General features: G+C 62.7%; 10 protein-coding genes. 5 read left to right on the forward strand and 5 right to left on the reverse strand.

Annotated features, from left to right (window positions below; all coding sequences use genetic code 11):
• Positions 1 to 169 precede the first annotated feature (169 nt).
• Positions 170 to 2,041 carry a methyl-accepting chemotaxis protein gene (locus QLG02_RS03315; protein ID WP_017409325.1) on the reverse strand — a complete coding sequence of 624 codons (1,872 nt, stop codon included), beginning with the start codon at positions 2,039 to 2,041 and terminating at the stop codon, positions 170 to 172.
• A 253-nt stretch (positions 2,042 to 2,294) separates the two neighbouring features.
• On the opposite strand from QLG02_RS03315, the gene prfB reads away from it, so the two are divergent.
• Positions 2,295 to 3,393, forward strand: a protein-coding gene (gene prfB, locus QLG02_RS03320; protein WP_011707133.1) for a peptide chain release factor 2 whose coding sequence is annotated in 2 segments (ribosomal slippage) — positions 2,295 to 2,369 and positions 2,371 to 3,393 — 1,098 coding nt in all. Because the reading frame shifts where the segments join, the coding sequence is not laid out codon by codon here.
• Positions 3,394 to 3,417: 24 nt separating this feature from the next.
• Positions 3,418 to 4,953: a lysine--tRNA ligase gene (gene lysS, locus QLG02_RS03325; RefSeq protein WP_011707134.1), complete on the forward strand. Its 1,536-nt coding sequence runs from the start codon at positions 3,418 to 3,420 to the stop codon at positions 4,951 to 4,953.
• Between the two features lie 128 nt (positions 4,954 to 5,081).
• Here lysS and QLG02_RS03330 read toward each other — a convergent pair whose 3' ends face one another.
• Complete coding sequence (locus QLG02_RS03330; protein ID WP_282464496.1) at positions 5,082 to 5,885, reverse strand: PhzF family phenazine biosynthesis protein; 804 nt, start codon at positions 5,883 to 5,885, stop codon at positions 5,082 to 5,084.
• A 198-nt stretch (positions 5,886 to 6,083) separates the two neighbouring features.
• Between QLG02_RS03330 and QLG02_RS03335 the strand changes: the two genes are divergently transcribed.
• From QLG02_RS03335 to QLG02_RS03345, 3 genes are read left to right on the forward strand one after another with little or no spacing between them, the layout of a single operon-like run.
• Complete coding sequence (locus tag QLG02_RS03335; protein ID WP_282464537.1) at positions 6,084 to 7,874, forward strand: assimilatory sulfite reductase (NADPH) flavoprotein subunit; 1,791 nt, start codon at positions 6,084 to 6,086, stop codon at positions 7,872 to 7,874.
• A complete protein-coding gene (cysI, locus tag QLG02_RS03340) occupies positions 7,874 to 9,586 on the forward strand; it encodes an assimilatory sulfite reductase (NADPH) hemoprotein subunit (RefSeq protein ID WP_043120945.1) in 1,713 nt (570 codons plus the stop codon). The genes QLG02_RS03335 and cysI overlap by 1 nt, the downstream gene beginning before the upstream one ends.
• Positions 9,576 to 10,382: a phosphoadenylyl-sulfate reductase gene (locus tag QLG02_RS03345; RefSeq protein ID WP_039214742.1), complete on the forward strand. Its 807-nt coding sequence runs from the start codon at positions 9,576 to 9,578 to the stop codon at positions 10,380 to 10,382. Before cysI ends, QLG02_RS03345 begins: the two co-directional genes overlap by 11 nt.
• A 91-nt stretch (positions 10,383 to 10,473) precedes the next feature.
• Here the strand turns inward: QLG02_RS03345 and proX are convergent, their stop codons facing one another.
• The 3 genes from proX to proV are packed head-to-tail and all read right to left on the reverse strand — an operon-like array spanning position 10,474 to position 13,816.
• Entirely contained in the window at positions 10,474 to 11,475 is a 1,002-nt protein-coding gene (gene proX / locus QLG02_RS03350) for a glycine betaine/L-proline ABC transporter substrate-binding protein ProX (protein WP_011707139.1), read from the reverse strand.
• Entirely contained in the window at positions 11,472 to 12,623 is a 1,152-nt protein-coding gene (proW, locus tag QLG02_RS03355; RefSeq protein ID WP_282464497.1) for a glycine betaine/L-proline ABC transporter permease ProW, read from the reverse strand. Before proW ends, proX begins: the two co-directional genes overlap by 4 nt.
• Positions 12,620 to 13,816, reverse strand: a complete 1,197-nt coding sequence (gene proV, locus QLG02_RS03360) for a glycine betaine/L-proline ABC transporter ATP-binding protein ProV (RefSeq protein ID WP_282464498.1) — start codon at positions 13,814 to 13,816, stop codon at positions 12,620 to 12,622. Before proV ends, proW begins: the two co-directional genes overlap by 4 nt.
• Between the last annotated feature and the right edge of the window lie 452 nt (positions 13,817 to 14,268).

The raw sequence follows: 14,268 nt of genomic DNA on the forward strand, positions 1-14,268 counted from the left end.
CAGACGTCTATGAACAGAGCCCACCTCTTGGTGGGCTCTGCCATTGCTGCTCGCCAGCGGCGCCCCCACCCTTCATGGCAGCCCGCTGCGAGACGCATAAACAAAAAGCCCCGCACTCGGCAGAGGGCGGGGCTTTGTCACTGCGGCCGTGCTCGCCGCGTTCAAACACTTACAGGATAAAGGTCGAGACCTGCTGGTTCAGGTCAGTGGCCCGGCCCTTGAGGCTCTCGGCCTGATCCAGATCGCGCATGGCGGCGGCGGTGATCTCGTCACTCACATCCTTGATGGCGGTGGTGTTCTGGGTGATCTCGCCGGTCACCTGGGTCTGCTCCTCGGCGGCCGTGGCGATCTGACCCGCCATGTCGGAGATGAGCGACACCGCCTGGGTGATCTCTTCGAGCGCAGCGGCGGCGGCATCGGCGTCTTTCACGCTGTTGTCCGCCAGCCCCTGGCTGGTCTGCATCAGGCTCACCGCACGGGCCGTGGTCTGCTGCAGGGTCTCGATGGTGGACTGGATCTCCTGGGTGGAGTCCTGGGTCCGGCGCGACAGCACCCGCACCTCGTCCGCCACCACCGCGAAACCGCGACCCTGTTCACCGGCGCGAGCCGCTTCGATGGCCGCGTTCAGCGCCAGCAGGTTGGTCTGCTCGGCGATGCCCTGAATGGTGGAGAGGATGCCGGAGATAGCCTGAGCGTGGCGGCTCAGCTCGCCGATCACCTCGGTCGCCTGCCCCACTTCCTCGGCCAGACCGTTGATGGACTGACGGGTCTGGTTCACCAGCATCTTGCCCTGCTCACTGCTCTGGGCGGATTGCTGGGCCGCGGCGGCGGTGTTCTCGGCGTTGCCGGCGATCTCCATGGTGGCGCTCGCCATCTCGGTGACGGCGGTGGCGACCATGGTCACCTCCTGCTGCTGGCGCTGCAGCTCGTCCACGGCGGCCTGGTTGGTCACCAGACTGCGCTCGGCATCGGCGTTCAACTCGTTGGCCAGCTTGCGGATATTACCGATCAGCTGGTGCTGGCTGCCGACGAAGCGGTTGAAGCTGTTGGCCAGCTGACCCACTTCGTCGTTGGTGTCGATCTTGATGCGCTGGGTCAGATCGCCGTTACCGTCGGCGATGCGCGCCAGAGCCTGAGAGACCTTGCTGAGCGGGCCGAGCAGCATGCTGACCAGCCAGGAGATGGCGAGGATGCTGCCCACCAGTACCAGCAGGGCCAGGCCGAGCTGGGTCATCAGCAGGGAAGAGAGCGGCGCCTCCAGAGTCTCTTTGTCCAGCACCAGCACCAGTTCCCAGTCGGTATTGGGGATGTCCACCGCCCACAGCAGCTTGTCGCGCCCTTCGTTGTCGAAGTAGGCCGGCACCAGGCTGTTGCTGGTCTTGCTCTGCTCGATCAGGGCATTGGTCAGATCGTTGTCGATCTCGGTGGCCGGTTTCATCGCCTTGGCGGCGTCCTTGTAGGCGATGACGGTGCCGTCTTTGTGCATCATGATGGCGAAACCGTCGGCCGGCAGCTTCATCTTGGTGACGTCTTCCACCAGCGAGGCGATGGAGAGGTCGCCGCCGACCACGCCGCCCTGAGCCGGCTGGGCCAAGGTCACCACCATGATGTTGTAGGCCACATCCAGATAGGGTTTGGTCACGATCAGGCCGCCCTTGCTCATCGCTTCCTGATACCAGCCACGAGAGCGGGGATCGTAACCGTCACGGTTGATGGAAGGATCGGAGTCGTTCATCTTGCCGCCGCTCTCGCCAAAATAGGTGAGCTGGAAGCGACCGGAAACTTGCGCCTGTTGCAGGGCATTGAGGGGTTCGGCACCGGCCTTGTTGCCGAGCGCCTGAATGACGTCGCGACGGGCCGCGAGCCAGTCACTGACACTGGCGGCCTGCTGGCTGCCGAGGCGTTGTACCTGTTCCTGACTGCCTTGCAGCAACAGGGACTTCTGGCTGGTATAGCTCTGCCAGGAGAGCAGCAGGATCACCAGCGACAGGGCGATCACCACCGACAACAGTATCTTCTGCTTGAGTGATAGGTTTTTCATCATGCGTTCTTCTTATGAGGTCAGGAACAGGATTTCCCAAAAAGTGCACAGCACTGCGTAGTTATTAACGACCCGTCGGCGCAAAACTAAACCGGAAAATGGGCCGGCGGGCGATATTTTCCACCGAGTTGGGGAAAACTGCACCAGAAATTGACTACGAGGCACGCACAAGGACAGCCGACCCTGTTTATTCCTTCCACAATTGGCTAGAATATCCCGTTTTTAAATCACATCGACCCCGAGAGTTTTCACGATGTTTGAAGTCAATCCTGTATTAAACAAGCTTAAGGAGCTGTCTGAGAGGACCGAGCTGCTTAGGGGGTACCTTTGACTATGACGCCAAGAAAGAGCGTCTAGAAGAGGTCAACGCCGAGCTGGAACAGCCGGACGTCTGGAATGAACCCGAGCGCGCACAGGCGCTGGGCAAGGAGCGCGTGGCGCTGGAAAACGTGGTCGGCACCATCGACACCCTGACCCAGGGCGCCGACGACGTGGCCATGCTGGTCGAGCTGGCCGTGGAAGGTGAAGACGAAGACACCTTCAACGAAGCCGTGGCCGAAGCCGACGTGCTGGAAACCAAGCTGGTGGATCTCGAGTTCCGCCGCATGTTCTCCGGTCAGCACGACCCCTCCGACTGCTACATAGACATCCAGTCCGGCTCCGGTGGTACCGAAGCGCAGGATTGGGCCAACATGGTCCTGCGCATGTACCTGCGCTGGGGTGATGCCCACGGCTACAAGCCCGAGCTCATCGAATGCTCCGAAGGCGACGTGGCCGGCATCAAGTCCGCCACCATCAAGTTCACCGGTGAGTATGCGTTCGGCTGGCTGCGTACCGAGACCGGCGTCCACCGCCTGGTGCGCAAATCCCCGTTCGATTCCGGTGGCCGTCGCCACACCTCGTTCTGCTCAGTGTTCGTCTACCCCGAGATCGACGATGACATCGACATCGAGATCAACCCGGCCGACCTGCGCATCGACGTCTACCGTGCCTCCGGCGCCGGTGGTCAGCACGTCAACCGGACCGAATCCGCGGTACGTATTACCCACATTCCTACTGGGGTCGTGGTACAGTGCCAGAACGATCGTTCCCAGCACAAAAACAAAGATCAGTGTATGAAGCAGCTGAAGGCCAAGCTCTACGAGCTGGAAATTCAGAAGCAGAATGCCGAGAAGCAAGCCCTCGAAGAGACCAAGTCCGATATCGGCTGGGGCAGCCAGATCCGTTCCTATGTGCTGGATGATGCGCGCATCAAGGATCTACGTACCGGCGTCGAAACCCGCAACACCCAGGCGGTACTCGACGGCGACTTGGACAAGTTTATCGAAGCTAGCCTGAAATCAGGCCTGTAAAAAAACAGAACAGCAGGAATCACCATGTCTGAACAAACCACTACTCCGGAAGTCGACCAAACTCTCGATCTGAACAACGAGATGCAGGAGCGTCGTTCCAAGCTGGCCGCCTTGCGCGCCCAGGGCAACCCCTTCCCCAACGACTTCCGTCGTGACAGCCTCTCCGGCGATCTGCACGCCGAGTTTGGTGACAAGAGCGCCGACGAACTGGCCGCACTGGGTAAACGGGTGAAGATTGCCGGTCGCATCATGACCCGCCGGATCATGGGCAAGGCATCTTTCGCCACCCTGCAGGACATGGCTGGCAAGATCCAGGTCTACGTCACCCGTGACGACCTGCCGGAAGGCTTCTACAACGAGCAGTTCAAGAAGTGGGATCTGGGCGACATCGTGGGTGTCGAAGGTACCCTGTTCCGCACCAACACAGGCGAACTCTCCGTTCATGTCTCCGACATTCGCCTGCTGACCAAGGCCCTGCGCCCGCTGCCCGAGAAGCACAAAGGTCTGACCGACCAGGAAGCCCGCTGCCGTCAGCGTTACCTGGATCTGATCGCCAACGAAGAGTCCCGCAAGACTTTCGTGACCCGTACCAAGGTCGTGGCCGGTATCCGCAAGTTCCTGAACGACAAGCGCTTCATGGAAGTGGAAACCCCCATGATGCAAGTCATCCCGGGTGGCGCCTCTGCCCGTCCGTTCATCACCCACCACAATGCGCTGGACATCGACATGTACCTGCGTATCGCTCCGGAACTCTATCTGAAGCGCCTGGTGGTTGGTGGTTTCGAGCGTGTGTACGAGATCAACCGCAACTTCCGTAACGAAGGTATCTCCGTTCGCCATAACCCCGAGTTCACCATGCTCGAGTTCTATATGGCCTACGCCGACTACATCGATCTGATGGATCTCACCGAAGAGATGCTGCGCACCCTGGCACAGGACATCCTGGGCGACACCAAGATCCGTTACGCCAAAGAGGGCGAAGAGGGTCTGACCATCGATTTCGGTCAGCCGTTCCAGCGTCTCTCCATGGTTGACTCCATCCTGAAGTACAACCCGGATGTGACCCGTGACGATCTGGCGACCCTGGAGAAGGCCACCGCCGTCGCCAAGCGCCTGCACATCGAGCTGATGAAGAGCTGGGAACTGGGCCACGTGATCACCGCGATCTTCGAAGAGACCGTGGAGCACATGCTGCTGCAACCGACCTTCATCACCGAGTACCCGGCCGCCGTTTCTCCGCTGGCCCGTCGCAACGACCAGAACCCGGACGTCACCGACCGCTTCGAATTCTTCATCGGCGGCCGCGAGCTGGCCAACGGCTTCTCCGAGCTGAACGATGCGGAAGATCAGGCCGAGCGCTTCCAGGCTCAGGTTGACCAGAAAGCCGCAGGCGATGACGAAGCCATGTTCTACGACGCCGACTTCGTGACTGCGCTGGAACACGGTCTGCCGCCGACTGCCGGTCAGGGTATCGGTATCGACCGTCTGGTGATGCTGTTCACCAACAGCCACACCATCCGCGACGTCATCCTGTTCCCGGCTCTGCGTCCACAAAAGTAAAAGCCGAAGAAACAGGGCCGCAGCAGCGCAGCTGCCGTCCATGACAATCAAAACGCCCCGCAACCGCGGGGCGTTTTTTATGGCGGACACAAACCGGTGACGAATCTTCAATGCCACCAGCTTGCCGCTTATGAGGCCGGCAGCAGCCACTCCCCCTGCCACAAGGTGACGGCCTGACCGGCCATCAACACCCGATTCTCCTGCAGTGCTAGCCGCAGCTCCCCGCCCCTTGCCGAGATCTGGCGGGCCCGCAGCTGCCGTTTGCCGAGCCGCTCGGCCCAGAAGGGCACCAGGGCGCAGTGGTTGGAGCCGGTCACCGGATCCTCATCTACCCCGACCCAGGGGGCGAAGTAGCGGGAGACGAAGTCATGGTCCGGGTCGCTCGAGGGCGCCGTCACCATCAGGCCTCGGCCTGGCAGGGCACGCAGGGCCTGAAAATCTGGGGTAAGCGCATGAACCTCCTCCTCGCTGGCCAGCGCCAGCAAGAACTTGGCGCCAGCCGCCAGGGTTTGCAGCGGCCGGCAACCGACCGCGGCCGCATAGGCCGGATCCAGAACGAGCGGCGCCGTGGCAATGCGCGGAAAATCGAGCCAGATCCACGCCCCTTCACGCCGGGCCAGCAGCTCGCCGCTGCGGGTCTCGAAGTGGATGACCTCATCCCCGGCCACCGCCCCCGTCTGCCACAACACGTGGGCCGCCGCCAGGGTGCCGTGACCACAGAGATCCACTTCCAGCGCGGGGGTAAACCAGCGCAGCTGATAGCGGGCATGGTCAAGGGGCACCAGAAAGGCGGTCTCCGACAGGTTGAACTCGGCCGCCATGGCCAGCAGGGTGGCATCCGGCTGACTCGGCCCCAACGCCACCACCGCCGGGTTGCCACCAAAGGGCTGCCGGCTGAAGGCATTGACATGAAACAAGCTGATGGTCGACATTCACGCTTCCTGTGTGGGTAATACGGGTTCATTCATCGCCCTTTATACCATGAGAGCCCTGTCGACCTGAGTCGCCTTGCGACCCTCTCCATCGCCTTTTTAATGCAGTAATAGAATAAAAAAGACATTTTTATTCTTTGTTGTTATCCATCACACCCCTTAACCTGACCAAAAATCAGACCATGGAAGACGTGTGTGATGCAATTGAAGGACTCCCTGACCAACCTGACTCCCCTCTCCGACGAGCAGCAGCGACAGCTGAGCCAGGCGCTATCGACCCTCAACACCCAGCAACTGGCCTGGGTCAGCGGTTATCTCTACGGTCTCTCCCAGGCGGGCAGCCAGCCGGCCGTGACCGGCGCAGCCGCCACTGCCCCCAGCGGCAATCTGACCATTCTCTACGGCTCCCAGACCGGCAACGCCAAAGGCGTGGCCAGTGCCATCAAGGCACAGGCCGAGGCCCGTGGCCTGCCGGTAACCCTCACCTCCATGGCGGACTACAAACCCAAGCAGCTCAAGAAAGAGACCCACCTGCTGGTGGTAGTGAGCACTTACGGGGAGGGTGAACCGCCGGAGAGCGCGGTCGATCTGTTCGAGCAGCTCAAGAAAGGCAAGGTCGGCAAGCTGGAAGGGCTCAAGTTCGCCGTGCTGGGGCTGGGTGACAGCTCCTATGAATTCTTCTGCCAGACCGGCAAGGACTTTGACAGCCTGCTGACCAAGGCCGGCGCCGATCGGGTGCATGAACTCGCCAGCCTGGACGTGGATTATCAGGATGCCGCCAAGGCGTGGGGTGAACAGGCGCTCAATGCCATCGCCGCCACCCTCTCCGCCGGTCCCGCCGGCAGCAGCGTGGCCAGCGCGGTACAGCAGGCGGTCGGCCACAGCCAGTACAGCAAGGAGAACCCCTTCCCGGCCAGGCTCTCGGTCAACCAGAAGATCACCGGCCGCGACTCGACCAAGGATATCCGCCACATCGAGATCAGCCTTGAAGAGTCCGGCCTCCGCTACCAGCCGGGCGATGCCCTCGGCATCTGGTTTGACAACGACCCCGCACTGGTGAACGAGGTGCTGGCGCTGGCCGGTCTCTCCGGCGACGAGGCCACCGCCCGCGGCAGCCTGCGCGAAGTGCTCAGCCGCGAGCTGGAGCTGACCCGCTTGCACGGCGGCTTCATCACAGGACTCGCTGATATATCGGGCAACGCGGCGCTCAAAGATCTGGCCGGCGACAAGGCCCAGGTCAACGCGCTGGTGGCCTCTGCCCAGGTGGTGGATGTACTGAAACGCTTCCCGACCGCGCTCACCGCCGAACAGCTGCTGGGCCTGCTGCGCCCGCTCACCCCGCGCCTCTACTCCATCGCCTCCAGCCAGAGCGAGGTGGAGGAGGAGGTGCACCTGACCGTCGGCGTGGTGCGCTACCCGCAGGAAGACGGCACGGTACGCAGCGGCGCCGCCTCCTCCTACCTGGCGGATCGGCTGGCCGAAGATGGCGAGGTGCGGGTGTTCGTCGAGCACAACGACAACTTCCGCCTGCCGCCAAACCCCGATACCCCCGTCATCATGGTGGGGCCGGGTACCGGCATAGCACCGTTTCGCGCCTTCCTGCAGGAGCGTGAGGCCCAGGGGGGCGAGGGCAACAACTGGCTGTTCTTCGGCAACCCGCACTTCACCCAGGATTTCCTCTATCAGGTGGAGTGGCAGCGCTATGTGAAGAGCGGGCTGCTCAGCAAGATCTCGCTGGCCTTCAGCCGGGATCAGGCCGAGAAGGTCTATGTACAGCACCGCCTGCGGGAAGCGGGCCAGGAGCTCTACCAGTGGCTGGAAGCAGGCGCTCACTTCTATGTGTGCGGCGATGCCAACCAGATGGCGAAAGATGTGCAGGAAGCCCTGCTGGATGTGATTGCCGAACATGGCCACAAGAGCCGTGAGGAAGCAGAAGAGTATTTGAGCGAATTGCGTCGTGCCAAACGTTATCAAAGGGATGTCTATTGATGAGCAAGCAACTGATTCCAGGGCCGGTGGAAGGACCGCTGGCCGACAACGAACGCCTGAAACGCGAGAGCGATCACCTGCGCGGCACCATAGCGCAGGATCTCACTGACCCGCTCACCGGCGGCTTCAACGGCGACAACTTCCAGCTGATCCGCTTTCACGGCATGTACCAGCAGGATGACCGCGACATCCGCCCGGAGCGCACCGCCCAGAAGCTGGAGCCGCTGCACAATGTCATGCTGCGCGCCCGCCTGCCCGGCGGCATCATCACCCCGGCCCAGTGGCAGGTGATCGACAAGTTCGCCGAGGATCACAGCCTGTACGGCAGCATCCGCCTGACTACCCGCCAGACCTTCCAGTTCCACGGGGTGCTCAAGCGCGACATCAAGATGATGCACCAGACCCTCAACAGCACCGGCATCGACAGCATAGCCACCGCCGGCGACGTGAACCGCAACGTGCTCTGCACCAGCAACCCGGTGGAATCCGAGCTGCACCAGGAGGCCTACGAGTGGGCCAAGAAGATCTCCGAGCACCTTCTGCCCAAGACCCGCGCCTACGTGGAGATCTGGCTGGACGGCGAAAAGCTGGGGGGTGACGAGGAGCCGATCCTGGGTTCCAACTACCTGCCGCGCAAATTCAAGACCACCGTGGTGATCCCGCCCCACAACGACGTGGACATCCACGCCAACGATCTCAACTTCGTGGCCATCAGTGATCACGGCAAGCTGGTGGGCTTCAACGTGCTGGTGGGCGGGGGTCTGGCCATGACCCACGGCGATACCAGCACCTACCCGCGCAAGGCGAGCGATTTCGGCTTCGTGCCGCTCTCTCACGTGCTGGAAGTGGCGGCCGCCGTGGTCAGCACCCAGCGCGACTGGGGTAACCGGGTCAACCGCAAGAACGCCAAGACCAAGTACACCCTCGAGCGCGTCGGCGTCGAGGCCTTCAAGGCCGAGGTGGAGAGCCGCGCCGGCATCCAGTTCGGACCGGTACGTCCCTATGAGTTCACCAGCCGTGGCGATCGCTTCGGTTGGGTAGAGGGGATCGACGGCAAGCACCACCTGACCCTGTTTATCGAGAACGGCCGCCTGCTGGACTTCCCGGGCAAGCCCCTCAAGACCGGCATGCTGGAAATCGCCAAGGTGCATCAGGGGGATTTTCGCCTCACTGCCAACCAGAACCTCATCATCGCGGGCGTGCCTGCCGGCGAGAAGGCCCGCATCGAAGCGCTGGCGCGTCAGTACGGCCTGCTGGATGACGGCGTGAGCGAGCAGCGCAAGCAGTCCATGGCCTGTGTGGCCCTGCCCACCTGCCCGCTGGCGATGGCCGAGGCCGAACGCATGCTGCCGGCCTTCGTCACCGACATCGAAGGGCTGCTGGCCAAGCACGGCCTGGCCGATGACGCCATCATCTTCCGGGTCACCGGCTGCCCCAACGGCTGCGGCCGTGCCATGCTGGCGGAGGTGGGTCTGGTGGGCAAGGCGCCGGGACGCTACAACCTGCACCTGGGTGGCAACCTCGAGGGGACCCGCATCCCGCGCCTGCACCTGGAGAACATCACCGAGCCGCAGATCCTGGCCGAGCTGGATGCCCTGATCGGCCGCTGGGCCAAGGATCGCAACGCGGGCGAGTGCTTCGGCGACTTCGTCATCCGCGCCGGCATCATAGCCCCGGTCATCGACTCCGCGAGGGACTTCTATGCAGCCTGATCAGACCGATACAGAGCGGCTGGCGCGCACCGCCGACGGCCGGCTCGACCTCGACGCCCTGCTGGCCTTGAGTCGCGAGGAGCAGGTCGAGGCGCTGGCCCCCCTCAACCGGCAGCTGGATGCCATCAGCGCCCCCGAGCGGGTGCGCTGGGCTCTGGCCAACCTGCCGGGGGAGCACGTGCTGTCATCGAGCTTCGGCATCCAGGCGGCGCTGATGCTGCACCTGGTGAGCCGCGAGCGAGCCGACGTGCCGGTAGTGCTGACCGATACCGGTTATCTCTTCCCGGAGACCTACCGCTTTATCGACGAGCTGACCGAGCGGCTCGCACTCAACCTCAAAATCTACCGGGCCGAGCTCACTCCGGCCTGGCAGGAGGCCCGCTTCGGCCTTCTGTGGGAACAGGGAGTAGAGGGGATCACCCGCTACAACCAGCTCAACAAGGTGGAGCCGATGGACCGCGCCCTGAACGAGCTCGGCGCTCGCACCTGGTTCTCGGGCCTGCGCCGGGAGCAGTCAGGCAGCCGGGGCAAGTTGCCGGTGCTGGCCATCCAGCGCGGCCGCTTCAAGTTCCTGCCGGTGATCGACTGGAGCAACAAGGACGTCTTCTACTACTTCAAGGAGTTCGACCTGCCCTACCACCCGCTGTGGGAGCAGGGCTACCTGTCGGTGGGCGACGTGCACACCACCACCAAGTGGGAGCCCGGCATGAGCGAGGAGCAGACCCGCTTCTTCGGCCTCAAGCGCGAGTGCGGCCTGCACGAGGAGAACGGCGAGAACGACGGCTCCGGCATCTAAACCCGAGGGCCCGCCCGCACGGCGCCCATAAAAAACGCCCGGCAACTGCCGGGCGTTTTTCTTTGCGCAAAGAGCGAGCTACCGCCCCTCATTACTTGGCGGCGGCGCGCGCCTGGGTCAGCCAGTCGTTCACCAGCGCCTCGTGGCCCTTGAGCCAGGCGTCGGCGTGACGCTCCACGTCCGCCGGCTTGTTCTGCCCCTTGTTCATCAGGCCGTTCTGGACGTTGATGTCATTGAGCGGCAGCTTGACGATGGAGAACAGCCTGGCGGCTGCCGGGTTGGCCTCGGCGAACTGCTTGTTGGCGACGATGTGCATGGTGTTGACCGGGAAACCGTAGTTCTTGCCGTTTGGCAGCCGGGTCTTGGCCGCATCAGGGCCGTCGGCGGGCACCTCCAGCCACACCACGTCCTTGCCCGGCACCAGCTCGCTGCTGAGCCAGTAGGGGGTCCAGGTGTAGTAGAGCACCGGCTTGCCGGCCTGGTAACGGGCACGGGTATCGGCGATCAGCGCCGCGTAGTTGCCCTGCTTGTGGGTGACGGTCGGGGTCAGGCCAAACCCGGCCAGATGACGGTTGATCGCCTCTTCGCAGCCCCAGCCCGGGTTGCAGCCCACCAGATCGGCCTTGCCGTCGCCATCGCCGTCAAACAGTGCCGCCAGCTTGGGATCCTTGAGCTGACCCAGGTTGGTGATGCCGTAGCGGGTCGCGGTCTGCTTGTCGATGAGATAGCCCTGGGCGGCCCCGGCCACATAGGTGCCCTCACGGAAGAACACCTTGTCGCCCCCCGCCTGCTCATACTTGTTGTTCTGCAGCGGTATCCAGTTGAAGGCGAGGAAGGTGCCATCCCCCTGCGCCACCGAGGCGTAGGCCACGTTGTAATCCACCTCCTGAGCCGGCTGGACGTCGTAGCCGAGGCGCGCCATCAGCTTGCTCACCAGCAGGGTCTGAAAACTCTCCTCCGGCAACGAGCTCTGCAGGGGCTGAACGCGCACGCCCTCCCCCGGCAACTCGGTGCTGGCCATGGCGAGCGGGCCGAGCAGTTGGGAGCTCAACAGCAGGGAACCCAGGGTCAGCGTCTTGGTGATGAGTCTCATGCATTTACTCCTTTGTAATCGATAGACTTGTCGCGGCCGAGCAGGCGCAGCAGCAGGGCGGCGGGGCCACGCTGATACCAGCGGCCGGTACGGCTGCGATCCGGCTGCCCCATCGCCTGGGTCAGGCGGTCGAGCACGATGGCCAGCAGCACGATGCCGAGGCCGCCGATGGAGGCGAGCCCCATGTCGAGCCGGCCGATGCCGCGCAGCACCATCTGACCGAGGCCCCCCACCGCGATCATGGAGGCGATCACCACCATGGAGAGTGCCAGCATCAGGGTCTGGTTGACCCCGGCCATGATGGTGGGCATGGCGAGCGGCAGTTGTACCTTGAACAGCAGCTGGGAGGGGCTGGCGCCGAACGAGTGGGCCGCTTCCACCAGATCGGCGGGCACCTGGCGAATGCCCAGCATGGTCAGCCGGATCATCGGCGGCAGCGCGAAGATGACGGTCACCACCACCCCGGGCACGTTGCCGATGCCAAACAGCATGACGATGGGGATGAGGTAGACGAAGGCCGGCGTGGTCTGCATCGCATCCAGCAGCGGCCGGGTCCAGCGCGACAGTCGCTCGCTCCTCGCCAGCAAAATGCCGACCGGCAGCCCGATCAGCACGCAGAAGAACAGCGAGGTCAGCACCAGCGACAGGGTCACCATGGCATCGGACCAGGCGCCGATCAGCCCCACCACCACCAGTGAGAACAGGGTACCCAGCGCCATGCGACCGTTCACCAGTTGCCAGGCGATCAGGGTCAGCAGGCCGATCATCAGGGTGGAGGGCACCGTCTGCAGCAGGTGGGTCATGCCGCCCAGCGCCAGCTCCACCGGCGCACGGATCAGCTGAAACACGGGACGCAGGTTGTCCACCAGCCAGCCGATGCCGCCCTCGACCCAGCTATCCAGCGGCACCAGCGCCTGCTGGAAGGGATCCAGCCAGTCGACGGCGGCAGCGGTATCGACCGCCTCGATCTGGTTCTGCCAGTCGGTCGCCTCAGTGTCGGTACTGCCCCAGGGATCTGCAACCTCGGTGGCAGCCGCACTGGCCCCCCAGGGGTCGACTGCCGCCTCATCGGCACGCAGGGAGGGACTCGTCAGCAGCACCAGGGCCAGCAGCCCGCTCAGTAAAAAATGGGGATTCATCCGCTTCATGCCGGGGTACTCCTGTCCAGGGTGTTCAGCAGGTTGGCCTTGGAGATGAGGCCCAGGTAAGTGCCATCCTCCTCGACCACGGGCACCTGACAGGGGGCGGCCGCCACCTGGCTGATCAGTTCGTTGAGGGCGGTGTCCGCCAGAATGGGCTGGATGTCCGCCAGCAGCGCCTGTTCCAGGCTGCCTTTGGCCCTGACCGCCTGACCGAGCGACTCCACCGAGACGACCCCGATGAAGCGACGCCGGCGATCCACCACGTAACCGAACTCCCGCTCCTGCTCCTTGAGCTGGCGCAGGGCGTTGCCCGGCCCGTCGGTGGTGTGCTTCTTGATGAGCGGCATCTGCTTGCGGCTGGCCACGTCGCGGGCGCTGAACACGTTGGCCAGATCCACCCCGCGAAAGAAGGCGCGTACATAGTCGTTGGCGGGCTGGTTGAGGATCTCGTCCGGGGTACCGACCTGCACCAGCTGGCCGTCCTGCATGATGGCGATGCGATCGCCGATGCGCATTGCCTCGTCCAGATCGTGGGAGATGAAGACGATGGTGCGCTGCTGGCTGGCCTGCAGCTTGAGCAGCTCGTCCTGCATCTCGGTACGGATCAGCGGATCCAGCGCCGAAAAAGCCTCGTCCATCAGCAGGATGTCGGGGTCGTTGGCGAGTGCGCGGGCCAGGCCGACCCGCTGCTTCATGCCGCCGGAGAGGGCATCGGGGAAGGCATCAGTCCACTGACCCAAGCCCACCTGATGGAGCGCCTGGCGGGCGCTCTGCTGGCGCTCCGCCAGCGGCACACCGGCCAGCTCCAGCCCGAAGGCGGTGTTTTCCAGCACGCTCAGGTGCGGCATCAGGGCGAAGGACTGGAATACCATGCTGATCTTCTTGCGCCGCACCTGACGCAGCTCGCTGTCGGAGATGGTGGCGATGTCCTCGCCATCGATCAGTACCTGGCCGCGGGTCGGCTCGATCAGCCGGTTGAAGAGACGCACCAGGGTGGATTTGCCCGAGCCGGAGAGGCCCATCACCACGAAGATTTCCCCTTCGTCGATGGCCAGATTGACATCCTGGACCCCCAGGGTCTGCCCGGTTTTTTGCAGGATGCTGGCGCGGTCATGCCCTTTCGCCAGCAATTTGAACGCTTTTTCCGGCTGATCGCCGAAGATTTTGTAGAGTGATTTAACCTCGAGTTTGACTGTCATATTGTCCTTTTTTCTTGGCCGACGACTTGCCTGGCAAACCATCGAACGTGAGCCAATTACTTTTAACACTAAGCAATTTACAGCCAAAACAAAAGAACCAAAAGAGTCCAAACAAAAAGACAAACTCATAATCCATTGATTTTTAAAGATTATTTAACACCATAAAAATTCATCGGAAGGTGGTACAAGACCCTGTATCAAGCCATTAAATGCAAACAAATTCAATCACAATGCCGGATTGATTGAGGAAGAAAGCCGGGAAAAGGTCAAAAAAACGCGCCAGACAAGGAAGGAATCGCGCGTATCTGCCAAGGGTAATAAAATGATTAGACAGCTAATTACTTTAAAGTCCGCTTTAGGGAGAAAAACAGACAGGGCGCAGCTCCATTCATCCCTCGCGCGGCAGCTACGGACAACAAAAAGGCCCCTTGTGCAGCACAAGGGGCCTTTTA

Source organism: Aeromonas sp. V90_14 (genome assembly GCF_029967615.1).
Classification (GTDB): domain Bacteria; phylum Pseudomonadota; class Gammaproteobacteria; order Enterobacterales; family Aeromonadaceae; genus Aeromonas; species Aeromonas hydrophila.

Coding starts and splice junctions, on each gene's coding strand:
- QLG02_RS03315 (WP_017409325.1), bottom strand. CDS start 2,041: ATGAAAAACCTATCACTCAAGCAGAAGATACTGTTGTCGGTGGTGATC.
- lysS (WP_011707134.1), top strand. CDS start 3,418: ATGTCTGAACAAACCACTACTCCGGAAGTCGACCAAACTCTCGATCTG.
- QLG02_RS03330 (WP_282464496.1), bottom strand. CDS start 5,885: ATGTCGACCATCAGCTTGTTTCATGTCAATGCCTTCAGCCGGCAGCCC.
- QLG02_RS03335 (WP_282464537.1), top strand. CDS start 6,084: ATGCAATTGAAGGACTCCCTGACCAACCTGACTCCCCTCTCCGACGAG.
- cysI (WP_043120945.1), top strand. CDS start 7,874: ATGAGCAAGCAACTGATTCCAGGGCCGGTGGAAGGACCGCTGGCCGAC.
- QLG02_RS03345 (WP_039214742.1), top strand. CDS start 9,576: ATGCAGCCTGATCAGACCGATACAGAGCGGCTGGCGCGCACCGCCGAC.
- proX (WP_011707139.1), bottom strand. CDS start 11,475: ATGAGACTCATCACCAAGACGCTGACCCTGGGTTCCCTGCTGTTGAGC.
- proW (WP_282464497.1), bottom strand. CDS start 12,623: ATGAAGCGGATGAATCCCCATTTTTTACTGAGCGGGCTGCTGGCCCTG.
- proV (WP_282464498.1), bottom strand. CDS start 13,816: ATGACAGTCAAACTCGAGGTTAAATCACTCTACAAAATCTTCGGCGAT.